Genomic DNA, 22,917 nt, shown 5'->3' with positions numbered 1-22,917 from the left:
GGCCTGGCTTCGTCTACTTTTGGACAACTTTTATGGCTTACTCCACTTTCTCACAGAACAAAAATGATCAGCTGAAAGAGCCGATGTTTTTCGGTCAGTCCGTAAACGTGGCGCGCTTCGACCAGCAAAAATATGACATCTTTGAAAAGCTGATCGAAAAGCAGCTCTCCTTCTTCTGGCGTCCGGAAGAGGTCGACGTTTCACGCGATCGCATCGATTACCAGGCGCTGCCGGACCACGAAAAACATATCTTTATCAGCAACCTGAAATATCAGACGCTGCTGGATTCGATTCAGGGCCGCAGCCCGAACGTCGCGCTGCTGCCGCTGATCTCGATTCCTGAACTGGAAACCTGGATTGAAACCTGGGCGTTCTCAGAGACGATTCACTCCCGTTCTTACACCCACATCATCCGTAATATCGTTAACGATCCGGCAGTGGTGTTTGACGATATCGTCACCAATGAGCAGATTCTGGCGCGTGCTCAGGATATCTCACGCTATTACGACGATCTGATTGAGATGACCAACTACTGGCATCAGCTGGGTGAAGGCACGCATCAGGTCAACGGCAAACCGGTTGTCGTCAGCCTTCGCGCCCTGAAGAAGCAGCTCTATATCTGCCTGATGAGCGTCAATGCGCTGGAAGCGATCCGTTTCTATGTCAGCTTCGCCTGTTCCTTCGCGTTCGCTGAGCGTGAGCTGATGGAAGGCAATGCCAAAATCATCAAGCTGATTGCCCGCGATGAAGCGCTGCACCTGACCGGCACCCAGCACATGCTGAACCTGCTGCGCAGCGGTGAAGACGATCCGGAGATGAAAGAGATTGCGGCAGAGTGCCGTGAAGAGTGCTTCGAGCTGTTTAAGAAAGCAGCGCTACAGGAGAAAGAGTGGGCAGAATATCTGTTCAGCGGCGGCTCAATGATCGGCCTGAACAAAGATATTCTCTGCCAGTACATTGAGTACATCACCAATATCCGTATGCAGGCTGTCGGACTTGATTTGCCGTTCCAGACGCGCTCAAACCCAATCCCATGGATTAACTCCTGGCTGGTCTCTGACAACGTTCAGGTTGCGCCACAGGAAGTGGAAGTGAGCTCCTATCTGGTGGGTCAGATCGATTCTGAAGTAGGCGCTAACGACTTCGACGACTTCCAGCTTTAATGATGAGCCGCGACGTTGTTATTCTGCGCAGTTCCGGCACCCGGCTGGAATGCACAGACGAACATACCAATCTGCTGACGCTGCTGGAAGCCAACAATCTCTGCGTGGAGTTTCAGTGCCGCGAAGGTTACTGCGGCTCCTGCCGGATGCGGCTGCTGAAAGGCGAAGTGCATTACCCACAGCGGCCGCTGGCCTTTGTGCAGCAGGATGAGATCCTGCCCTGCTGCTGCAAAGCCAAAGGCGAGATTGAGCTGGAGTTATAACTGAGGTGGCGTTTGTCAGATTGCTGCCCAAGTTAAATACGGGTAAACCTGACAGCAATTGATCAGCCAGAAGCGCAGGGAACACGGTCAGAATAGGAAAGCGTCCCGCCGCCCGGATAAAAACGCCGGGAGCGTTTTTGAACAACGCAAAGCGTTGGCCCGGCTACGGGCGCACCTCAGGGATGAGGTGCGTAATCGCGCGGGCCGAGCAGTCAAGGATGACGCTTTTGCGTCTTTCCGATCTGACCGTGTTCCCTTCGCAGGCTCGATCTAAAAGCCACCAAGGCTAAGTTGGTCAGCATTCTGAAACGAAACGGGCGCCTCAGGCGCCCGTTTTATTTTCACTGATATTACTGTCTGACAGTTTCAACCACATCAATCCAGCCGTGACCGGTGCTCACTTCGCTGCCGTGTAACCAGCGGCGCAGCATATTCATCGCCATCATCGCCACCACCTTCTGCCGCGTCTCCAGATTATGGCGACCGGTACTGAACTTCACGCGCTGACCAAAGCTACCATCCGGCGTATGCAGCGCCACCGAAATCTCTTCCTGCTCCAGGCTGCCAACAGAGAGCGCCAGCGCGGCCTGCTGCTGTGCAGCAAGTTCGCGGGTGCGGATCACCTGCTGCTCCAGCGTCTCCTGCCAGGGTGGAAAGATGTCAGCCCCGCGCAGCGGCACGCTGGCGCCAGCCAACTGCCAGTAGAGCAGTCCGGCGGTGTATTGCTCACTGACTGCCAGCTGCTCACCGCGCTGCTCCAGCTCACGTGCCAGCAGCGCCGGTAAGCCTTCGGTGCCTTCGAAAATGGTGCACTCCGCCAGTTGCAGGCGCACCTGCTGCCACACCTGCTCCATCGCTACCCGCTGACTGGCCGGGCCGGTGAGCTTGATCTCAATGATCGGCATGGACGAGCGATATCCCATGACCACGCCTTCCGGCAGCGCCAGCGGCTCCAGTTCGGCGGCAATATCGCTTTCACCGCGACCAAAGGTGGTCAGCCGCAGACAAATCGGTGGCTCGGGCGGCGAAAATTTCGCTTTCAGACGGGGGATGATCTGCTGCTCCACCATCACTTTAAATTCAGACGGCACACCAGGCGTGAAGAACATCCAGCAGCGATTGAGTTGCAGGGCAAAGCCACAGGCGGTACCGACCGGATTATCAATCAGTTCCGCATTGGCCGGGATTTCCGCCTGCTTGCGATTGCTGGCCGCCATCACGCGTCCCCGGCTGGCGAACCAGGCTTCCATCTGTTCCAGCCACTTCTGCTGCACCTCAAGCTCAACGCCACAGGCTCTGGCGGCTGCCAGCGCACTGAGATCGTCACTGGTCGGCCCCAGACCGCCATTCACAATCAGCACATCTGCCTCATGGCTGCGCGCCTGTAGCGTGGCGATTAGCGATTCGAGTGAATCTCCTACCGTGGTACGGCTGGTCATAGGCAACCCTTGCTGGAACAACATATCCGCCAGCCAGGCTGCGTTGGTATCGACGATTTGGCCATGCAGCACCTCATCCCCGGTCGACAGCATCTCTACTCTAATCACGTTGAGTTCTCCTTTTCACGTTTGCTTTACTGTACGAACTCCTCCCGCCAGACACAATCGGCATCACCAGGGATTGTGACCACTGCGTCTCAGGCACGTTGCACATAAAGATAGCGAGGGTGAAGCAGGATCAAGGGTGGTGAAGGTGTTCAGGGAGTTAAAAACCAATAAAAACGGCGGGATTGCCCCGCCGCTTTTTTACTACAGTTGTCTGCTACAACTGAGTCAGCGAATCGCGATTAACGACGCGCCAGCAGCAGACCAAGTACCAGACCGGCTGTTGCACCGATACCGACACCCTGCCACGGTTTTTCGTGCACGTAGTCGTCTGCACGGTAAGCCGCTTGTTTAGCGCGATAGTAGTAGCTATCGGACGCCTGGCTGACACGGGATTTCACATCGTTCAGCGCCTGTTCGGCTTTGCTCTTAAGCTCAATGTACTTCTGATCGGCCGGATCACCTGATGCCTTAAGAACTTCTTCCAGCGTTTCAGTCAGTAACGCAATATCGTCATCGAGGCCCGTTTCGAATTGATTTGTCTGATTTACCATCGTTTCCTCCGTGTGAATTGCAAAGCAGTTCATTAACTATAGTCATAATCTGGCGCTCTGCTGATTTCCTGCTCCAGGAATCACCTGATTTTTCATCTGTTAATCTTGCTCAGTGCAGGCTGTGCGCCGTTTCGCTACGCAAAGAAGTGTAAGACGCAGCGGCAACCGCGGAATTTCGCTTCGCTTCTTTGATTAATCTGATAAATTTTGTCGTGACTGAATTTTCCAGTAACCCTACTGTCGTACCCCTCTGTTGCCTGTGATTATCGGGCCATGAAAGTGCATTTTGCACGACAGTCACGACACCCTCGAACAGCTAAGGAATAATCTCTGGCATGAATCGAAGAATGTTTATGAAAGCGTCAATGGCCTTCTCCGCCGTCAGCGGCATGACCGGCCTGTCAACGCTGTTTGCGCAATCCGCATGGGCAGAAGATGGCATTGCTGACGGAACCGCCGTACGCTTCGATTTCGACGTATTGAAGAAAAACGCGGCTGCACTGGCGAAAAAACCCTGGGGCGGAGCACCGGGCGCGCTGCCGGAGACGCTGGCCACACTGACCCCGCAGGCGTACAACGAAATTCAGTATGACGCCAACCACTCACTCTGGAACAACCTGCCCGATCGTCAACTGGACGTTCAGTTCTTCCATGTCGGTATGGGCTTCAAGCGGCGCATCCGCATGTTCTCTGTTGACGGTGAGAGTCGCGAAGCACGCGAAATTCACTTCCGTCCCGAATTGTTCAACTACAACGACGCCAGGGTCGATACGAAGCAGCTGGAGGGCAAAACTGACCTCGGCTTCGCCGGGTTCCGCGCCTTTAAAAAACCGGAACTGGCCCGTCGCGACATCGTCTCCTTCCTTGGCGCAAGCTACTTCCGTGCCGTTGACGATACTTTCCAGTACGGCCTCTCGGCGCGTGGCGTAGCGATCAACACCTTCAGCAATGGCCAGGAGGAGTTTCCCGATTTCACCGCCTTTTGGTTTGAAACGCCAAAAGCGGAAGATACCACTTTTACCTGTTATGCCCTGCTGGATGGTGCCAGCGTCACCGGTGCTTACAAATTCATCATCCATTGCGAAGAGAAACGCGTGGTGATGGAGGTGGAAAACCACCTGTTTGCCCGTAAAGAGATCCGTCAGATTGGCATCTCGCCAATGACCAGTATGTTCAGCTGCGGCACCAACGAACGCCGCATGTGTAACACTTACCATCCGCAGATCCATGACTCCGATCGCCTGGCGATGTGGACCGGTAAAGGCGAATGGATTGCCCGCCCGCTGAATAATCCTCAGCGTCTGCAGTTCAACGCCTATGAAGATGAGAATCCGCGTGGGTTTGGCCTGCTGCAGCTTAATCACGACTTCAAAGATTATCAGGATGTGATTGGCTGGTATGACAAACGTCCCAGCCTGTGGGTTGAGCCGGTCGGTAAGTGGGGCAAAGGCGCGATCAACCTGATGGAGATCCCGACCACGGGTGAAACGCTGGATAACGTGGTCTGCTTCTGGCAACCGGCTGAGCCGGTCAAAGCGGGCAGCGAGCTGAACTTCTCCTACAAGCTTTACTGGAGTGGTCTGCCGCCGGTGCGTAGCGGTCTGGCGCGCGTGGATGCAACCCGTACCGGTATCGGTGGTTTCCCGGAAGGCTGGGCGCCTGGCGAACACTTCCCGGAAACCTGGTGCCGCCGCTTCGCCATCGATTTTATTGGTGGCGATCTGCAGGCGGCTGCGCCGAAAGGTATTGAGCCGGTGATTACCGTTTCATCCGGCAGCGTGAAGCAGGTTGAGATTCTGTATGTCGATCCGCTTAAGGGCTATCGCATCCTGTTTGACTGGTATCCGAACAGCGATTCCACCGAGCCGGTAGAGATGCGTCTGTTCCTGCGCAGCAAAGATGAGACGCTGAGTGAAACCTGGCTCTATCAATATTTCCCGCCTGCGCCGGATCAGCGTAAATATGTCGATGACCGCCAGATGACGGTGGGTTGATGTAAAAAAGGCGAGGCTCAGGCCTCGCCTTTTTTATGGCGCGTTCTTCAGCATATCGACGTGAGGGATCCCATCTTCCAGGTAGTTCTCCCCCACCGCGACAAAGCCATGCTGCCCATAGAAACTTTCCAGATGCGCCTGCGCGGAGAGAAACAGATCGCGGCCCGGCCAGTGCTGCTGACAACTGTTGATTGCCTGCTCCATCAGACGATTCCCCAGCCGCGCACCACGAACCCGATCTGAAACAATCACCCGTCCGATTTTCACCGGGCTGGTCTCATCCTCCGGAGAGAGCAGTCGCGCATAGGCCACCAGCTGGTCATCCGCCATTCCCAGCAGATGCCGGTTTTCCGCCTGCAAATCTTTGCCATCCACATCAAGGTAAGCGCACTGCTGTTCCACCACAAACACGGCACTGCGCAACGCCAGCAGTGCATAGAGCTGTGAGAGGGTCAGTTCGCTATGGTGTTTATCCTGCCAGTTAATGTCCATGGTCTCTCCTTTAAACCACACACTCTACATCAGCGCGGTGTCGCCAGCACCTGCTGGTGACACTCTCTTACAGGCAAAAAAAAATCAGGCCCGGAGGCCTGATTCGTCAGTCGCAGCAACGCGCTTACATCAGCGGCTGAGCCATCTGCACCAGTCTGATCAGCGGCTGCGGGTAAACCCCTAACAGCAGCACCAGAATGGCAGAGATCAGTACCACTACACCACCGGCCGTAAATGCCCAGTTAGCCGGGGTATCACGGGTATGCAGTTCCGGCGGGCTGAGGTAGAGACTCACCGTCACGCGCAGATAGTAGTAGAGGCCAATCGCACTACCCGCGACTACAGCACCGGTCAGCCACCACAGGTGCGCACTGACGCCTGAAGCGATAACGTAAAATTTACCGATAAAGCCCAGCGTCATCGGGATACCCGCCAGTGACAGCATCATCACCGTCATCACCGCTGACAGAATAGGACGATGCCAGAACAGGCCGCGATAGGAGTAGAGCGAGTCAGCATCCGGGCCACGATACGGGCTGGACATCAGACTTACCACACCAAAGGCACCCAGGCTGCTGAACAGATAACCGGCCAGGTATACGCCAGATGTTTCCAGCGACAGCTGATGATCTTTCACCGCAATCAGTGCCACCAGCAGATAACCGAGGTGGGCGATAGAGGAATAACCCAGCAGACGCTTGATGTTGCTCTGCGAAATCGCCATCAGGTTACCGAACAGAATCGACACGAAGGCGATCATGGCCAGCACTGTGCGCACCGCTTCGCTGTCGGTCACCGGCGCATACATAAACAGACGCATGATGACACCGAAGATAGCAATCTTGCTGGCGGTGGCCAGGAAGGTTGAAACCGGCGCAGGCGCACCCTGATAAACATCGGGGGTCCAGAGGTGGAACGGAACCAGTGAGAGTTTAAAGCCCAGACCGATGATCATCATACCCAGACCCACCAGCAGCAGTGGCTCGTGGATCATGCTGTCAGTCAGGCTCTGGCCCAGCGCCACAAAGCTCAGGTTACCGGAGTCGGCGTAAATCAGCGCAATACCAAACAGCAGGAACGACGAGGCCGCCGCCGAAAGAATGGTGTACTTCAGTGCGGCTTCAAGCGAACGTTTCTGGCGGAAGGCGTAACCAATCAGACCAAACAGCGGCAGCGAAAGCAGCTCAATACCGATGAACAGCGAAGCCAGATGGTTAGCACTGGCCAGCACGATGCCACCAAGTGCCGCAATCAGCACCAGCAGGTAGAACTCATCTTTGTTGTCCGGGAAGCCCGCCAGCCATGGATAGGCAAAGGTACAGGTCGCCAGACTCGCCAGCATGACCAGCGCGGTATAGAACATCGAATAGCCATCGACGCGCAGCAGCGGCGTGACATCCATCGCCCCGACCTGACCGACAAAGTACAGCGAGAGCAGCGCCAGGTTCAGGCCAACTACCGTTAGCGTGGCGTTAACGAAGTGGTTGCGTCGCCAGGCAATGGACAGCATCACAACCACCACCGTCAATCCGACGATTAACAGCGGTAGCAACGCAATCAATTGGTGAGGAGTTATTGTCATGGCGAATTACGGCCTTGTAGTTGAAATTGAAGCGGTAAACCACTGCTGAATATTGCTCATGGCAGCGTGCGAAGTATCCAGAATCGGCTGTGGATAGACGCCCAGCAGCACCAGCAGCACCACCAGAACACCGATGGTCATAAACTCACGCGGTGACATGCCTGGCAGCGGATCTTTCGATTTCGCTTCGCCGTAATAAGCGCGCTGCATCATCACCAGCGAGTAAATCGAGGCAAACACCAGACCAAAGGTCGCGATGATGATAATCATCGGCACCACCTGGAAGCTGCCGGTCAGAATCATAAATTCGCCGACGAAGTTACCGGTGCCTGGCATACCGAGGTTGGCAACAGCAAAGAACAGCGACAGACCCGGAATCCATTTGATGCGCGACCACAGGCCACCCATCTGACGCATATCACGAGTATGCAAACGCTCATACAGCTGACCACACAGAATGAAGAGTGCTGCAGCGGAGAGACCGTGCGCAATCATCTGAATCACCGCGCCCTGCAGCGCCAGCTGGCTGCCGGTGTAGATGGCAATCAGCACAAAGCCCATGTGCGAAATCGAGGTGTAAGCAATCAGACGTTTGATATCAGTCTGCGAGAAGGCCATCCAGGCACCGTAGAAGATACCGATGATGCCTAACCACATGGCGATTGGCGCAAACTCGGCTGACGCATTCGGGAACAGCGGCAGGCTGAAACGCAGTAAACCGTAAGCTGCGGTTTTCAGCAGGATACCCGCCAGGTCGACAGAACCGGCCGTTGGTGCCTGACTGTGCGCATCCGGCAGCCAGCCGTGCAAGGGTACCACCGGCATCTTCACCGCAAAGGCGATAAAGAAGCCCAGCATCAGCAGATATTCAACACCGCTCGACATTGGCGTCTGCAGCAGCTGTTCGTAGTTGAATGTCCAGACGCCAGTCGCGTTGTAGTGAACAAACACCAGGCCCAGAATCGCAATCAGCATCACCAGACCTGAAGCCTGGGTGTAGATGAAGAATTTGGTCGCGGCGGAAATACGGGTTTTGCCGTCCGATGCTTTATGACCCCAGAGCGCGATGAGGAAGTACATCGGCACCAGCATCATTTCCCAGAAGAAGAAGAACAGGAACAGGTCGATGGAGAGGAAAACACCGATTACGCCGCCCAGGATCCACATCAGGTTCAGGTGGAAGAAGCCCTGATACTTTGAAATCTCATTCCATGAACAGAGCACCGCCATCAGACCGAGCAAGCCGGTCAGCACCACCATCAGCAGCGACAGGCCATCAATGGCTAAATGGAAGCTGATGCCGAAGCGTGGGATCCACGGAACGGAGAAACTTGACTGCCACTGCGGAATGCCCGCTGCCTGCGTCAGTGAATAGCCTCCCTGCAACCAGAGTTGCAGTGAAAGCGCCAACGTCAGCCCCATAGTGATCAGTGCGATCCAGCGTGGCACCTTCGCGCCGAGGCGCTCAGTGAGCCAGCAGATCAGACCACCGACGAAGGGTATGATAATTAGCCAAGGTAATAACACGGCACACTTCCCTTTTCTTTGTCTTAGTTCGGGCTATCTTACTTGCCATTTTGGCTCCCGGCAGTGCTCGCAATCCTCACATACTTCAGTATGCTCCGGTTGCTGTGCGCTGGCGGTAACCAAACTGGCCGCGACGATAACGCCCTTGCTCAGGACAATTTTTGACATTCTCAATGGGCAGATTAGCTAACCTGCCCCGCTCATCAATCTTTAAATCACCAGCAGCAGAGCCAGCACCAGCACGGCGCCCACGCTCATTGACGCAACGTACCAGCGCAGGTAGCCATTCTCACTGACTACCAGGCCTTTGTTGGCAATACGTGACAGCAGCGCAGGCAGGTTCATCAGGCCATTCAGTGGGTCGCGCTTCAGCAGCCACGCAATACCCAGATAAGGTTTGACGAACACTTTATCGTAGAGCCAGTCGAAGCCCCAGGCCGCAAACCACCATGTGCCGAAGAAACGGCCTGGTGCACTGTTTGCGATACGGGTAACCAGCTCACGTTTGCCCAGCCACAGCGCGGCAGCGATCAGAATGCCGACAATCGCTACAACGCCCGAGGTGATTTCAAGTCCCACTTTACCCGCTTCACCGAACTCATTGGCTGGCAGTACACCTGCCAGCGGCGGCGTGATCAGCGCACCAATAAAGGTGGAGAGCAGCAGCAGCACAATCAGCGGCAGATGATGGGTAATACCCTTACCGGCGTGCGCATGAATTTTCTCTTCGCCGTGGAACACGATGAAGATCATACGGAAGGTATAGATAGAGGTCAGGAACGCCCCCACCAGACCCGCAACCATCAGGTTGATGTGACCGTTAGCCAGTGCGCCAAACAGGATCTCATCTTTACTGTAGAAGCCTGCCGTAATCAGCGGAAGTGCCGCCAGCGCCGCGCCGCCCACCAGGAAGCAGGTGTAGACCAGCGGAATGCTCTTACGCAGGCCACCCATTTTGAAAATGTTCTGCTCGTGATGGCAGGCCAGAATCACTGAACCCGAAGAGAGGAACAGCAACGCTTTAAAGAAGGCGTGCGTCATCAGATGGAAAATCGCCGCATCCCACGCCTGAACACCCAGCGCCAGGAACATGTAGCCAATCTGGCTCATGGTGGAGTAAGCGAGAACACGTTTAATGTCGGTCTGTACCAGCGCGGCAAAGCCTGCCAGCACCAGGGTAATCGCCCCGATAATCCCGACCAGATGCAGCACTTCCGGCATCAGCAGGAAGAGACCGTGGCTACGGGCAATCAGGTAGACACCTGCTGTCACCATGGTCGCGGCGTGGATCAGTGCCGAAACCGGTGTCGGACCAGCCATCGCATCTGCCAGCCAGGTCTGTAACGGCAGCTGAGCCGATTTACCGACCGCGCCACCCAGCAGCATCAGCGTTGCCCACTGCAGCATATGGTTATCTGCGGCAAAGTGCGCAGGTGCCAGCTCCATCATCTCGCGGAAGTTCAGCGTGCCCAGCTCGTTGTAGAGGATGAACAGACCAAATGCCAGGAAGACGTCGCCCACGCGGGTAATGATGAACGCTTTCATCGCCGCTTTGCCGTTTTCCGGATTGCTGTAGTAGAAACCGATCAGCAGATAAGAGCAGAGCCCTACCCCTTCCCAGCCCAGATACATCAGCATCAGGTTATCGGCCAGCACCAGAACAACCATGCTGGCGATAAACAGGTTGGTGTAGGCGAAGAAGCGGGAGTAGCCCTCTTCTCCACGCATGTACCAGGAGGCGAACATGTGAATGAAGAAACCGACACCGGTCACGACAGACAGCATGGTCAGCGACAGGCCATCCAGCGTCAGGTTCACCTTCATGTCGAAGTTGCCGACATGCATCCAGGTCCAGAGCGCCTGCGTGTAGGCTTGCTGACCGTTGGCGAAGAAGTCAAAACCGACCATAGCCGTGGTCAGGGCCGCCAGACCCACGGATCCCATACCAATCGTGGCCGACAGGTTCTCTGACCAGCGACCGCGCGAAAACGCTAACAGCAGAAAGCCGATCAGCGGAAACAAGACAGTTAAATAGAGAAGATTCATCCGCGCATCTCGCTCACAGTATCAATGTTCAGCGTCTGACGACGACGATAGAGCTGAAGCAGCAGTGCCAGACCAATACTGGCTTCCGCTGCCGCCAGGCTGATCGCCAGGATATACATCACCTGTCCATCGGCCTGACCCCAATAGCTCCCGGCAACCACCAGGGCTAAGGCGGCGGCGTTGATCATGATTTCAAGGCCGATCAGCATAAACAGCAGATTGCGGCGTATTACCAGCGACGTCAGTCCAAGGACAAACAGCACGGCAGCAAGAATCAATCCATGTTGTAACGGGATCATGCGTTCTCCTTTTTCACCTGAGTGGCGTCAGCATTACGGTTACTCAGGACTTCGCCCTGACGCTCTTCACGACCGATATGGAACGCCACGACCAGACCCGCCAGCAGCAGCATTGAGGCCAGTTCAACCGCCAGTACGTAAGGACCAAACAGGCTGATGCCGACCGCTTTGGCGTCGATGATGGTGCCATCGATGCCCTGATCGTTGGCGGTCAGGATGGCGTAGACCATTACGACCAGCAGCAGCAACGAGACGATACCCGGGCCAATCCACAGTGACGGGCTGAGCCACTCACGCTCCTGCTTCTCGGTCTGCTTGCCTAAGTTCAGCATCATGACCACGAAGACGAACAGCACCATAATGGCACCGGCGTAGACGATGATCTCCAGCGCACCGGCAAAATAGGCTCCCATAGAGAAGAAGACGCCCGCGATCGATAACAGCGAAACGATCAGGTACAGCAACGCATGTACCGGATTAGTGTGGGTAATGACGCGCAACGTCGTCAGCACCGCCACCAGCCCGCAAAGATAAAACGCAAATTCCATGCCTTGCTCCTTAAGGTAATAAGCCTTTGACGTCGATAGGCTTCGCTTCGTTTTCTGCTTCGCCCTTATCTTTACCGTCAATCGCCATACCTGCCATGCGGTAGAAGTTGTACTCCGGATATTTACCCGGCCCCGAAATCAGCAGATCGTCCTTCTCATACACCAGATCCTGACGCTTAAACTCACCCAGTTCGAAATCGGGGGTCAGCTGAATCGCCGTGGTTGGACAGGCTTCCTCACACATGCCGCAGAAGATGCAGCGTGAGAAGTTGATGCGGAAGAACTCCGGATACCAGCGGCCATCTTTGGTTTCGGCTTTCTGCAGCGAGATACAGCCAACCGGGCAGGCAACCGCACACAGGTTACAGGCGACGCAACGCTCCTGACCATCCGGATCGCGGGTTAATACGATACGGCCACGATAGCGGGGTGGCAGATAAACCGGCTCTTCCGGATACATCTGAGTTTCACGTTTGGCGAAGGCGTGCAGCCCGATCAGCCAGATACTGCGAACTGTCGTGCCAAAGCCTACGACAATATCTTTCAAAGTCATTTGTTAACCCCTTACGGCGCTGTGTAGAGAATCACTGCGGCAGTCGCCAGCAGGTTCAACAGCGTCAACGGCAGACACACTTTCCAGCCGAATGACAGCACCTGGTCGTAGCGTGGGCGCGGAAGCGCAGCACGAATCAGGATGAACATCATCATAAAGAACGCCGTTTTCAGGGCGAACCAGATGAACGGCGGCAGGAATGGGCCGTGCCAGCCACCAAAGAACAGCGTCACAATCAGCGCTGAAACGGTGGTGATCGCCACATATTCACCGACAAAGAACAGGCCGAACTTCATACCGGCATATTCGATGTGATAACCGTCCGCCAGTTCCTGCTCCGCTTCTGGCTGGTCAAACGGATGACGGTGACACACCGCCACGCCAGCAATACAGAAGGTCACGAAACCGAAGAACTGCGGAATGATGTTCCACAGGTGCGTCTGGCTGTTGACGATATCGTTCATATTGAACGAGCCCGCCTGCGCTACCACACCCATCAGCGACAGACCCAGGAACACTTCGTAGCTCAGGGTCTGCGCCGAGGCGCGCATCGCGCCCAGCAGCGAGTATTTATTATTACTCGACCAGCCGGCAAACAGCACCGCGTAGACCGCAAGGCCCGCCATCATCAGGAAGAACAGCAGACCGATATTCAGGTCTGTCACCATCCAGGTTGGCGAAACCGGCACGATAGCAAAGGCCAGCAGCAGTGAAACAAAGGCGATAACCGGCGCAAGGGTAAAGATAAAGCGGTCGGTAAACGGCGGAACCCAGTCCTCTTTAAAGAACATTTTGATCATGTCCGCTACCAGCTGGAGCGAGCCGCCCCAGCCTACGCGGTTTGGTCCGTAACGGTTCTGGAACAGGCCGAGTAGACGACGCTCGGCGAAGCTCATGAACGCGCCGCAGGCCACAACCACCAGCAGAATCACGATGGCTTTAACAATGGCCAGCAGAATGTCGATAACGTCCGGTGTTAACCAGCTCATTGCGCCGCCTCCTGCAGAGTGTCGATTTTACCGTTCGCCAGGAATGGCGGAACGCCCGGCATGCCCAGCGGCAGACCAATCTGTCCCGCCTGCAGTGACGCCGAGAAACGGACCGGCAGACGCACTGTCTCACCGGCACAGATGAACTCAACCGCCGCGCCATTGTTGACGCCCAGCTTCGCTGCATCTTCCGGGTTAATCACCAGTGCAGGCGGTGCCATACGCTGCTGGAAGACCGGTGAACGCTGTGACATCTCTTCGCTACCAAACAGCTGGTAGAGAGGGGCCACGCGCCACTGCGCTTCACTGACGAATGCCGCCGGAACGTTGCTGAACCAGGGCAGACTGGCTGCGCTGGCTTCAAACAGCCGTACACCCGGATCGCCATTACGCAGTTTGCCGCCCACTTCAACCTGGAACTTGTTCCACGCCTGCGGTGAGTTCCAGCCCGGTGCCCAGGCAAACGGAATCTGCGAACGCGGTGCGCCTGGCTGGTTGTTCCCTTCCATTGAGAAGGCGAACATCGTGTCCTGATCCTGCGGCTGACGCGGTTCGTGCACGCTGATATTGGCGCGCGCCGCGGTACGGCCACTGGCACGGTGCGGTGAACGCGACAGTTTCTGTCCACGAATACGGAAGCTGGCATCCGGTGCCGCATCCTTGATTCCGGCCAGCTGTGGCAGATGAGTCACCACCGCATCGATCACGTGGTCCAGTTGCGTCCAGTCGACGTGACGGCTTTCCAGCGTGCTGTGCAGCGAATGCAGCCAGCGCCAGCTCTCCAGCATCACTACGTTGTTGTCATAGTAAGAAGGATCGTAAACCTGGAAGAAACGCTGTGCGCGGCCTTCATGGTTGATCGAGGTGCCATCACTTTCGGCGAAGCTGGCGGTTGATAACACCAGACCCGCTTTCTCAAGCGTCGCGGTGCGCTGATGATCAACCACAATCACGTTAGTGGTCTGGGCCAGCGCCGCATCCACCAGCGCTTTCGGTGCATGGCGATAGAGGTCATTTTCCAGTACCACCAGCGCATCGGCTTCACCGTTGCTCAGTTGCTCCAGCGCGCTTTCCAGAGGATTGCCGCCCATCAGGCCAAGACCCACGCTGTTGGCGTGTCCCGCCAGCAGCGTAATCCCGACGTCGGCACCGCGCGCTTTCAGCGCTTTGGCCACGTTGGCAGCCGCTTCGATCATCGCGCTGCTGCCGGAATGGGTCCCGGAAATAATTAACGGTTTTTTCGCGCCGGCCAGCGCCTGCACGATGACATCCATTTTGCCGTTCAGTTTGCTGTCGAAATCGGTCACTGCCGGAGCGGTTTCATCCAGCGCACTGGCGATAGCGAAACCGAGACGCGCCTGATCTTCAACCGGTGCGCGATAGCTCCATGCCGCAATATCATCCAGACGGGTTTCATCGACGTTAGTGATAAACAGCGGATGTTTCGCATTCTGACCGATGTTCAGGATCGCGGCGATCTGCCAGTCTGCCACTTTCTGAGCCGCAGCCATGTCGCGCGCTTTGCCTTTCACGGCCTGACGCACTGACAGCGCCACGCGTGCGCCCACCTGGGTCAGATCTTCGCCCAGCACCAGCACCGCATCGTAGCTTTCAATTTCACGCAGCGATGGCGTATAGATACCGCCCTCACGCAGAACTTTCAGCATCAGTTCAAGCCGGGCCTGCTCGCCCGCTGGCATGCCGGTAGAGAAGTTCTCTGCACCGACCAGTTCACGCAGCGCGAAGTTACTTTCAATGCTGGCGCGCGGCGAGCCGATACCGATCACTTTTTTCGCCTGACGCAGCAAATCTGCACCGGCATTGACCGCCTGCTCTGCGTTCAGCGTCACCCAGTCGTTGCCGCGCAGCAGCATCGGCTGGCGTGGGCGATCTTTACGGTTCACGTAGCCATAGCCAAAGCGGCCACGGTCACACAGGAAATAGTGGTTTACGGTGCCGTTATAACGGTTTTCGATACGGCGTAACTCACCATAACGCTCACCCGGGCTGGTGTTACAGCCCACACTGCACTGCTGGCAGATGCTCGGCGCAAACTGCATATCCCATTTACGGTTATAGCGTTCGGAGTGCGTTTTATCGGTGAAGACGCCGGTCGGGCAGATTTCAACCAGGTTACCGGAGAATTCGCTCTCCAGCGTGCCATCTTCCGGGCGTCCGAAGTAGACGTTGTCGTGTGCGCCGTAGACACCCAGATCCTTGCCATCGGCATAATCTTTGTAGTAACGCACGCAGCGGTAACAGGCGATACAGCGGTTCATCTCATGGGAGATGAACGGGCCGAGATCCTGATTACGGTGGGTACGTTTGGTAAAGCGATAGCGGCGGAAGCTGTGGCCGGTCATTACTGTCATATCCTGCAGGTGACAGTTACCGCCCTCTTCACACACCGGACAGTCGTGCGGGTGGTTGGTCATCAGCCACTCCACCACGCTTTCGCGGAATTCTTTTGCTTCGCCATCATCGATGGAGATGAATGTGCCGTCAGAGGCCGGCGTCATGCAGGACATGACAAGACGGCCGCGGGTATCTTCGGCATTCTGGAATTGCTTTACCGCACACTGGCGGCAGGCCCCAACGCTTCCCAGCGCCGGATGCCAGCAAAAGTAAGGAATATCAAGGCCCAGAGAGAGACATGCCTGTAGCAGGTTGTCCGCTCCGTTCACATCATACTCTTTACCGTCTACATGAATTGTAGCCATAGTGACATGCTTCCGTAAGGCTCGTCAGAGACGAGCGTTAATCATATTCTTGCCCCGACGCACGACATTGTCGGGGCGGCGGCACCAGGCCTGTTCCGTGTTCTTCGGCGAATTACCAGCGCGCTTTCAGCAGGTTTGGCTGGATCCCGCCAATGGCGCGGGTATTGCCAAACACCTGCGGTGCCATGCCGGCTTCAAACTCTTCACGGAAATATTTAATCGCGCTCTGCAGTGGCTCAACCGCACCCGGCGCATGCGCACAGAAGGTTTTACCCGGGCCAAGCTGACGGCAGAGTTGCAGTAAGGTTTCGATATCGCCTGGCTGACCCTGCTTCTGCTCCAGCGCGCGCAGAATTTTTACGCTCCACGGCAGGCCATCGCGACACGGTGTACACCAGCCGCACGACTCACGGGCAAAGAACTCTTCCAGGTTACGCACCAGCGAGACCATGTTGATCTCGTGATCGACCGCCATCGCCAGCGCCGTACCCAGACGACTGCCCGCTTTGCCGATGCTGGCAAACTCCATGGGCAGATCCAGGTGCTGTTCGGTCAGGAAGTCAGTCCCTGCCCCGCCGGGCTGCCAGGCTTTGAACTTCAGTCCGTCACGCATACCGCCCGCATAATCTTCAAGGATTTCACGTGCGGTGATACCAAATGGCAGCTCCCAGACGCCGGGATTTTTAACCCGTCCGGAGAAGCCCATCATTTTGGTACCGGCATCTTCGCTTTTAGAGATGTTTTTGTACCACTCCACGCCGTTGGCCAGAATCGCCGGAACGTTGGAGAGGGTTTCCACGTTGTTCACGCAGGTCGGTTTGCCCCACGCGCCCGCACTCGCCGGGAATGGCGGTTTCGAACGCGGATTGGCACGACGGCCTTCCAGTGAGTTAATCAGTGCCGTCTCTTCGCCGCAGATATAACGACCTGCGCCGGTGTGGACAATCAACTCAAAGTCGAAGCCGGTACCGAGAATATTTTTACCGATATAGCCCGCTTCCGTCGCTTCAGCAATCGCACGACGCAGATGCACCGCGGCTTCAATGTATTCGCCACGTAAGAAGATATAGCCACGGTAAGCCTTCAGCGCAAAGGCGCTGATCAGCATTCCTTCCACCAGCTGGTGAGGCATCTGCTCCATCAGCAGACGGTCTTTGTAAGTGCCCGGCTCCATCTCATCGGCGTTACACAGCAGGTAACGGATGTTCATCGACTCATCTTTCGGCATCAGGCTCCACTTCAGCCCGGTGGAGAAGCCCGCACCGCCGCGCCCTTTCAGGCCTGAATCTTTGACTGCCGCAACGATTTCATCCTGCGACATGCTTTTCAGCGCTTTTTCCGCACCGGCATAGCCGTTTTTACTGCGATATTCGTCAAGCCAGACAGGTTGCTTGTCGTCACGCATCCGCCAGGTCAGCGGATGAGTTTCTGCAGTGCGAATGATCTGTTTAATTGTCATTGATACTGCTCCAGCAAACCAGGGATGCCTTCCGGCGTCAGATGCACATGCGTGTCTTCATCCACCATCATCGTTGGCCCCTTATCGCAGTTACCCAGACAGCAGGTTGGCAGCAGTGTAAAGCGGCCATCGGCAGTGGTCTGACCCGGTTTGATATTCAGTTGCTGTTCCAGTGCTGACTGGATGCCCTGATAACCGGTGATATGACAGACCACGCTGTCACAGTAACGGATCACATGACGGCCAACCGGCTGACGGAAGATCTGGCTGTAAAATGTCGCCACACCTTCAACATCACTCGCCGGGATACCCAGAACCTCGGCAATCGCATTGATGGCGCCGTCCGGCACCCATCCGCGCTGTTTCTGCACGATCTTCAGCGCTTCAATCGAGGCTGCACGCGCATCTTCATAGTGGTGTTTTTCGTGCTCAATGGCGTGATGCTCTTCCGCGCTCAGCACGAAGACCTCGTTAGGGTCGATCGTTTTAATGGCAATGTGTTGATCGTGCATAATTAGCGGTCCACGTCTGACATAACAAAATCGATACTACCCAGATATACGATCAGGTCGGATACCAGGCTGCCACGGATTACTGAAGGAATCTGCTGCAGATGCGGGAAGCTCGGCGTACGCACGCGGGTGCGGTAGCTCATGGTGCTGCCATCGCTGGTCAGGTAGTAGCTGTTGATCCCTTTCGTCGCTTCAATCATCTGGAACGACTCATTGGCTGGCATCACCGGCCCCCACGAAACCTGCAGGAAGTGCGTGATCAGCGTTTCAATGTGCTGCAGCGTGCGCTCTTTCGGTGGCGGCGTGGTCAGCGGATGATCCGCTTTAAACGGACCCTCTGGCATGTTGTTGAGACACTGCTCAAGAATGCGCAGCGACTGCCACATCTCTTCCATTTTCAGCATGACGCGGCTGTAAGCATCGCTGATGCCGTCGCCGACCGGGATTTCAAAATCGAAGTTTTCGTAGCCGGAGTAGGGACGCCATTTACGTACGTCAAAGTCGAGACCGGTAGCACGCAGACCGGCACCGGTAGTGCCCCATGCCAGCGCCTCTTCCATATTGTAAGCGGCAACGCCTTTGGAACGGCCAATCAGTACGCTGTTGCGCAGTGCCGCTTTGTCATACTCTTTAAGACGTTTTGGCATCCAGTCGAGGAAGTCACGCAGCAGACGTTCCCAGCCTCGCGGCAGGTCATGCGCGACGCCACCGATACGGAACCATGCCGGATGCATACGGAAACCGGTAATCGCCTCAACCACGTCATAGATTTTCTGACGGTCGGTAAAGGCAAAGAACACCGGCGTCATGGCCCCGACGTCCTGAATAAAGGTGGAGATATAGAGCAGGTGGCTGTTGATGCGGAACAGCTCAGAGAGCATCACGCGGATCACATTAACGCGATCGGGCACCACGATACCGGCCAGTTTCTCCACCGCCAGTACGTACGGCATTTCGTTTACGCAGCCGCCGAGGTACTCGATGCGGTCAGTGTAAGGAATGTAGCTGTGCCACGACTGACGCTCGCCCATCTTTTCGGCACCACGGTGGTGATAGCCGATGTCAGGCACGCAGTCGACAATCTCTTCACCATCCAGCTGCAGAATGATGCGGAATGCCCCGTGCGCCGACGGGTGGTTAGGCCCGAGGTTCAGGAACATGAAGTCTTCGTTGGTGGTGCTGCGCTTCATGCCCCAGTCTTCAGGCTTAAAGGTCAGCGCTTCCATCTCCAGATCTTCTTTCTGCTTGGTCAGCGTAAAAGGATCGAATTCGGTGGCGCGCGCCGGGTAATCTTTACGCAGCGGATGGCCTTCCCAGGTCGACGGCATCATGATGCGCGTCAGATGCGGGTGACCATCAAAGGTGATACCAAACATCTCCCAGGTTTCACGCTCATACCAGTTGGCATTCGGGAAAAGGCGGGTGATGGTCGGCAGATGCATATCGTTTTCAGAGAGTGCCACCTTGAGCATGATGTCGCGGTTGCGTTCAATCGACAGCAGGTGGTAGAAAACGGAAAAATCCGCCGCAGGCAGGCCTGCACGGTGGGTACGTAAACGCTCATCCACGCCATGCAGGTCATACAGCATGACGTAAGGCTTGGGTAATTTACGCAGGAACTCGATAATTTCCAGTATCTGTTCACGCTTCACCCACACCACCGGAATACCGGTACGGGTTGGCTGAACAGTGAAGGCATCCGGCCCAAAACGGTTACGCAACTCGCCGATCACCGGGTCATCAAGGTGATCACGGGTTTGCCATGAAGGCTGAGCGAGATCTTGCGTGGTCAAATCTGTCATACGTTACTCACCATTCCGGCCTGGTCTCAGGCACTCAAATGAAGGCGTCAGGATGGGGCCATGCATTAAATTGTGATGTTCTGCTGCAGGCGCTGTTTTCCATCCATACGGTTTTAAACTTCGTCCGGGCTGCGCAGGTTTGTGACTGCGATGCGCTCGCCGCGTTTTCTTTCACGCTCAGATGGCATGTTGGCGCGATAAACGCCCTGATCGCCAACCACCCACGAGAGCGGACGGCGCTCTTTGCCGATCGACTCCTGCAACAGCAGCAGTGCCTGCATATACGCTTCAGGACGTGGCGGACAGCCAGGAATATAAACATCGACCGGCAGGAATTTATCGACACCCTGCACCACGGAATAGATGTCATACATGCCGCCAGAGTTGGCGCAGGCACCCATGGAAATCACCCATTTGGGTTCCAGCATCTGATCGTACAAACGCTGAATAACCGGGGCCATTTTGGTGAACGGCGTACCGGCAATGACCATGAAATCGGCCTGACGTGGCGAAGCGCGCATAACTTCGGCGCCAAAACGTGCCACGTCGTGGACCGCGGTGAACGATGTTGTCATCTCAACGTAACAACAGGACAGGCCAAAGTTATAAGGCCAGAGGGAGTTTTTACGCCCCCAGTTCACCATGTCATGCAGGGCATTTTCGAGTTTGCCCATATAAACGCTGCGATGAACGTGCTGCTCCAGCGGATCGCTGACGATTTCCTGCTTTTGCAGAGGATAACGGTCGTTCTCACCACCGTTCGGGTCTATGCGGGTGAGCGTATAGTCCATCTTATTGCCTCTCTTTTACTGCTTATGAGGATTGGTGTGGCTGACCGTAGTGGTTTTGACCACCACGCGACGGCGAGCTGGAGCCCAGTCCAGTGCGCCAATGCGTACCAGATAGACCAGACCCGCCAGGAGCACCAAAATGAAAATTGCGGCTTCCACAAAGCCGATCCAACCGCTTTCACGGATTGAAGTCGCCCATGCGTATAAAAAGAGGGCTTCGACGTCGAAGATGACGAAAAACATCGCAACCAGATAAAATTTCGCCGACAGGCGGATATGGGTATCACCAACGGATTCAATGCCCGATTCGAATGGCGTGTCTTTGTAGCGGGCGCGCGCTCTGCCGCCAAGCAGCCATCCTCCGGTCAGCATGAAAGCACACAGGCCAAAGGCAATAACGATAAATACGATAAACGCCCAGTGCTGAGCGATGATTTCGGTGGTAGTTGACATACTCATTGCTTACTCATCAAAAGTGGCGCTGGCATCCTGCATGCGTTTCCCGCAGCAAACTGACCACATCGATTCAAGGGAAGGATAAAAACCTTTCAAATGTCGCTGTTATTACGTAATAAGCAGCTATTTTATGGGGTTTTTTACTCCTTTCTATAACCTTTTGTCAACTTTGACAAAAGTATCCAAACATTATTTCACACCTGCATCATATTATTAACAAATGATGCCCCGCTTTCCAGCTAAATCGCTTCAGTCTGTAGGGTTAATTTTAGTGTAGCGGGTATTCACATGCATGGATCGTGCATTTAACAAACATATTTTGACAGGTATCACTGAATTTTCCCTCCCCTTTCCAGGGCTATTTTTTTGATCCAGAACACACTTTTGCCCTTTATGCGTTAATTTTCCCCACCTGAAACGGTGATTCGGAACAAAGCGTTCGGTTTTTTGGTCTGGAAATTTCAATTCAGTAGATGGTGAAATTTTTTTAGTCGGGTCAGAAGAGGCAGATGAGTCAGTAAGGAGCATCGGGCGGGGGTCAGGCACAAAAAAGCCTCTCGTTCTTTTCAGGGAAGGAGAGGCTTATTTATAAGCGTTTATTAAGGCAATCACGCGGGTATTGAGTACAACACGTTAGCGAAATTACTCTTCGTCATCCAGCAACAGTGAACCGTCGGGATTATTGCTCAGGTTATAAGGATCATTGGTGGACTGCATGGCATTGAAGATAGCCAGCGCCAGTTCATTATCGCTGTCAGGATTACGGCACAGCAGATATTGCGTATCCGGCAGTACCGGCAGTCCTTCAGCTGCACCCATAACACGCAGTTCCGGGCTCATCATCTCGACCGGACGTGCCGTCACGCCCAGTCCCGCTTTCACCGCTGCGCGTACTGCAGCCAGTGTGGAAGCGACATAAGAGATACGCCAAGGGATGCCCGCTTCGTTGAGATGATCGATAGCCATATCACGATAAGGACTTGGCTCATCCAGCAATACCAGTGGAATGGCTTCGCCACGCTGGAAGATATAATCCGCTGCGCAGTACCACAAGGTAGGTGAAGTACGCAGTACCTGATAGGTAAAATTGCCCGGGCTGGAAGTCGTCACAACCAGGTCCACTTCACCCTGATTGAGCATTTCCATCATAAACGGATTACGTTTAACCCGCACATCGATTGCCAGTTTCGGATAAACCGAGGTCACCCGGTTTAGCAGGAACGGCAGAATAGTGTCAGAGGTGTCATCAGAGGCGCCAATAGTCAGCACGCCCTGAATGTTGCTGTACATCAGAGATGTGCAGGCTTCGTCGTTAAAACGAAGAATTTTTCTCGCATAGCCTAAAAGCTGGATACCGTGCTCTGTCAGAAGCTTATTACGTCCATGTCTGGCAAACAGCTCTTTACCTACCAATTGTTCCAGACGCTGCATCTGCTGACTGACTGCTGACTGGGTTCTGCAGACCGCTGCAGCAGCAGCTGCAAAGGTATTCAAATCCGCAACGGCAACGAAGGTTCTCAGCAGATCGAGGTCGAGATTCAGTATCGGACGATTTGCATTAGTCATGTTTTTTCTTCACTTATAAGATTTTTACGAACTACTACCCTGGTGTTATCACAAGCT

The 22,917-nt window shown here is 55.2% G+C and carries 20 protein-coding genes; 3 read left to right on the top strand and 17 right to left on the bottom strand.

Features of this window, described 5'->3' with window-relative positions; translation table 11 throughout:
* Positions 1-32 precede the first annotated feature (32 nt).
* Positions 33-1,163, top strand: a complete 1,131-nt coding sequence (nrdB, locus tag OK412_RS01580) for a class Ia ribonucleoside-diphosphate reductase subunit beta (RefSeq protein ID WP_010258096.1) — start codon at positions 33-35, stop codon at positions 1,161-1,163.
* 2 nt (positions 1,164-1,165) lie between these two features.
* Entirely contained in the window at positions 1,166-1,426 is a 261-nt protein-coding gene (yfaE, locus tag OK412_RS01575; protein WP_010258095.1) for a class I ribonucleotide reductase maintenance protein YfaE, read from the top strand.
* A 350-nt stretch (positions 1,427-1,776) separates the two neighbouring features.
* Here yfaE and OK412_RS01570 read toward each other — a convergent pair whose 3' ends face one another.
* Both OK412_RS01570 and elaB read right to left on the bottom strand, forming a co-directional pair.
* A complete protein-coding gene (locus tag OK412_RS01570) occupies positions 1,777-2,973 on the bottom strand; it encodes a nicotinamide mononucleotide deamidase-related protein YfaY (protein ID WP_264352603.1) in 1,197 nt (398 codons plus the stop codon).
* Positions 2,974-3,212: 239 nt separating this feature from the next.
* Positions 3,213-3,524, bottom strand: a complete 312-nt coding sequence (elaB, locus tag OK412_RS01565) for a stress response protein ElaB (RefSeq protein WP_010258091.1) — start codon at positions 3,522-3,524, stop codon at positions 3,213-3,215.
* A 335-nt stretch (positions 3,525-3,859) separates the two neighbouring features.
* Here elaB and OK412_RS01560 point away from each other — a divergent pair, with 335 nt between their 5' ends.
* A complete protein-coding gene (locus OK412_RS01560; protein ID WP_022625071.1) occupies positions 3,860-5,518 on the top strand; it encodes a glucan biosynthesis protein D in 1,659 nt (552 codons plus the stop codon).
* Positions 5,519-5,551: 33 nt separating this feature from the next.
* On the opposite strand, the gene OK412_RS01555 is transcribed toward OK412_RS01560, so the two are convergent.
* The 15 genes from OK412_RS01555 to lrhA all read right to left on the bottom strand — a co-directional run bounded on the left by OK412_RS01555 (position 5,552) and on the right by lrhA (position 22,860).
* Complete coding sequence (locus OK412_RS01555; RefSeq protein WP_154210339.1) at positions 5,552-6,010, bottom strand: GNAT family N-acetyltransferase; 459 nt, start codon at positions 6,008-6,010, stop codon at positions 5,552-5,554.
* A gap of 124 nt (positions 6,011-6,134) precedes the next feature.
* Complete coding sequence (nuoN, locus tag OK412_RS01550; protein ID WP_010258083.1) at positions 6,135-7,592, bottom strand: NADH-quinone oxidoreductase subunit NuoN; 1,458 nt, start codon at positions 7,590-7,592, stop codon at positions 6,135-6,137.
* Between the two features lie 6 nt (positions 7,593-7,598).
* Positions 7,599-9,119, bottom strand: a complete 1,521-nt coding sequence (nuoM, locus tag OK412_RS01545) for an NADH-quinone oxidoreductase subunit M (RefSeq protein ID WP_010258081.1) — start codon at positions 9,117-9,119, stop codon at positions 7,599-7,601.
* A gap of 210 nt (positions 9,120-9,329) precedes the next feature.
* Positions 9,330-11,165 (bottom strand): NADH-quinone oxidoreductase subunit L, encoded by a 1,836-nt coding sequence (gene nuoL, locus OK412_RS01540; protein ID WP_264352602.1) that lies wholly within the window; start codon positions 11,163-11,165, stop codon positions 9,330-9,332.
* On the bottom strand, positions 11,162-11,464 hold the full coding sequence (gene nuoK / locus OK412_RS01535; RefSeq protein ID WP_003854236.1) for an NADH-quinone oxidoreductase subunit NuoK: 303 nt from the start codon (positions 11,462-11,464) through the stop codon (positions 11,162-11,164). Before nuoK ends, nuoL begins: the two co-directional genes overlap by 4 nt.
* Entirely contained in the window at positions 11,461-12,012 is a 552-nt protein-coding gene (nuoJ, locus tag OK412_RS01530; RefSeq protein ID WP_250327908.1) for an NADH-quinone oxidoreductase subunit J, read from the bottom strand. The genes nuoK and nuoJ overlap by 4 nt, the downstream gene beginning before the upstream one ends.
* Positions 12,013-12,022: 10 nt before the next feature.
* The gene (gene nuoI, locus OK412_RS01525; RefSeq protein ID WP_003854239.1) at positions 12,023-12,565 is read right to left on the bottom strand and encodes an NADH-quinone oxidoreductase subunit NuoI; all 543 of its coding nucleotides are present in this window, start codon (positions 12,563-12,565) and stop codon (positions 12,023-12,025) included.
* A gap of 11 nt (positions 12,566-12,576) precedes the next feature.
* Positions 12,577-13,554, bottom strand: a complete 978-nt coding sequence (gene nuoH / locus OK412_RS01520) for an NADH-quinone oxidoreductase subunit NuoH (RefSeq protein WP_003854240.1) — start codon at positions 13,552-13,554, stop codon at positions 12,577-12,579.
* Positions 13,551-16,274: an NADH-quinone oxidoreductase subunit NuoG gene (gene nuoG / locus OK412_RS01515; protein WP_264352601.1), complete on the bottom strand. Its 2,724-nt coding sequence runs from the start codon at positions 16,272-16,274 to the stop codon at positions 13,551-13,553. Before nuoG ends, nuoH begins: the two co-directional genes overlap by 4 nt.
* Before the next feature lie 112 nt (positions 16,275-16,386).
* On the bottom strand, positions 16,387-17,727 hold the full coding sequence (gene nuoF, locus OK412_RS01510; protein WP_187508512.1) for an NADH-quinone oxidoreductase subunit NuoF: 1,341 nt from the start codon (positions 17,725-17,727) through the stop codon (positions 16,387-16,389).
* A 2-nt stretch (positions 17,728-17,729) separates the two neighbouring features.
* The gene (nuoE, locus tag OK412_RS01505) at positions 17,730-18,245 is read right to left on the bottom strand and encodes an NADH-quinone oxidoreductase subunit NuoE (protein WP_010258066.1); all 516 of its coding nucleotides are present in this window, start codon (positions 18,243-18,245) and stop codon (positions 17,730-17,732) included.
* 2 nt (positions 18,246-18,247) lie between these two features.
* A complete protein-coding gene (nuoC, locus tag OK412_RS01500) occupies positions 18,248-20,047 on the bottom strand; it encodes an NADH-quinone oxidoreductase subunit C/D (protein WP_010258063.1) in 1,800 nt (599 codons plus the stop codon).
* A 113-nt stretch (positions 20,048-20,160) separates the two neighbouring features.
* Positions 20,161-20,838 carry a NuoB/complex I 20 kDa subunit family protein gene (locus tag OK412_RS01495; protein ID WP_003854245.1) on the bottom strand — a complete coding sequence of 226 codons (678 nt, stop codon included), beginning with the start codon at positions 20,836-20,838 and terminating at the stop codon, positions 20,161-20,163.
* 15 nt (positions 20,839-20,853) lie between these two features.
* Positions 20,854-21,297 carry an NADH-quinone oxidoreductase subunit A gene (locus OK412_RS01490; protein WP_010258058.1) on the bottom strand — a complete coding sequence of 148 codons (444 nt, stop codon included), beginning with the start codon at positions 21,295-21,297 and terminating at the stop codon, positions 20,854-20,856.
* 639 nt (positions 21,298-21,936) lie between these two features.
* Positions 21,937-22,860, bottom strand: a complete 924-nt coding sequence (gene lrhA, locus OK412_RS01485; protein ID WP_010258055.1) for a transcriptional regulator LrhA — start codon at positions 22,858-22,860, stop codon at positions 21,937-21,939.
* Positions 22,861-22,917: the final 57 nt, after the last annotated feature.

The sequence above is a fragment of the Pantoea sp. JV6 genome (assembly GCF_025910055.1).
Classification (GTDB): Bacteria; Pseudomonadota; Gammaproteobacteria; order Enterobacterales; family Enterobacteriaceae; genus Pantoea; species Pantoea agglomerans.
This window is presented reverse-complemented; position numbering and strand designations above follow the sequence as displayed.

Bases quoted from the DNA above. Each gene is read 5' to 3' on its own strand.
- lrhA (WP_010258055.1), bottom strand. From the start codon at position 22,860: ATGACTAATGCAAATCGTCCGATACTGAATCTCGACCTCGATCTGCTG.
- nuoK (WP_003854236.1), bottom strand. From the start codon at position 11,464: ATGATCCCGTTACAACATGGATTGATTCTTGCTGCCGTGCTGTTTGTC.
- OK412_RS01560 (WP_022625071.1), top strand. From the start codon at position 3,860: ATGAATCGAAGAATGTTTATGAAAGCGTCAATGGCCTTCTCCGCCGTC.
- yfaE (WP_010258095.1), top strand. From the start codon at position 1,166: ATGAGCCGCGACGTTGTTATTCTGCGCAGTTCCGGCACCCGGCTGGAA.
- OK412_RS01490 (WP_010258058.1), bottom strand. From the start codon at position 21,297: ATGAGTATGTCAACTACCACCGAAATCATCGCTCAGCACTGGGCGTTT.
- nuoE (WP_010258066.1), bottom strand. From the start codon at position 18,245: ATGCACGATCAACACATTGCCATTAAAACGATCGACCCTAACGAGGTC.
- OK412_RS01495 (WP_003854245.1), bottom strand. From the start codon at position 20,838: ATGGACTATACGCTCACCCGCATAGACCCGAACGGTGGTGAGAACGAC.
- nuoC (WP_010258063.1), bottom strand. From the start codon at position 20,047: ATGACAGATTTGACCACGCAAGATCTCGCTCAGCCTTCATGGCAAACC.
- nuoN (WP_010258083.1), bottom strand. From the start codon at position 7,592: ATGACAATAACTCCTCACCAATTGATTGCGTTGCTACCGCTGTTAATC.
- nuoG (WP_264352601.1), bottom strand. From the start codon at position 16,274: ATGGCTACAATTCATGTAGACGGTAAAGAGTATGATGTGAACGGAGCG.
- nuoL (WP_264352602.1), bottom strand. From the start codon at position 11,165: ATGAATCTTCTCTATTTAACTGTCTTGTTTCCGCTGATCGGCTTTCTG.
- OK412_RS01555 (WP_154210339.1), bottom strand. From the start codon at position 6,010: ATGGACATTAACTGGCAGGATAAACACCATAGCGAACTGACCCTCTCA.
- nrdB (WP_010258096.1), top strand. From the start codon at position 33: ATGGCTTACTCCACTTTCTCACAGAACAAAAATGATCAGCTGAAAGAG.
- nuoH (WP_003854240.1), bottom strand. From the start codon at position 13,554: ATGAGCTGGTTAACACCGGACGTTATCGACATTCTGCTGGCCATTGTT.
- elaB (WP_010258091.1), bottom strand. From the start codon at position 3,524: ATGGTAAATCAGACAAATCAATTCGAAACGGGCCTCGATGACGATATT.
- nuoI (WP_003854239.1), bottom strand. From the start codon at position 12,565: ATGACTTTGAAAGATATTGTCGTAGGCTTTGGCACGACAGTTCGCAGT.
- nuoJ (WP_250327908.1), bottom strand. From the start codon at position 12,012: ATGGAATTTGCGTTTTATCTTTGCGGGCTGGTGGCGGTGCTGACGACG.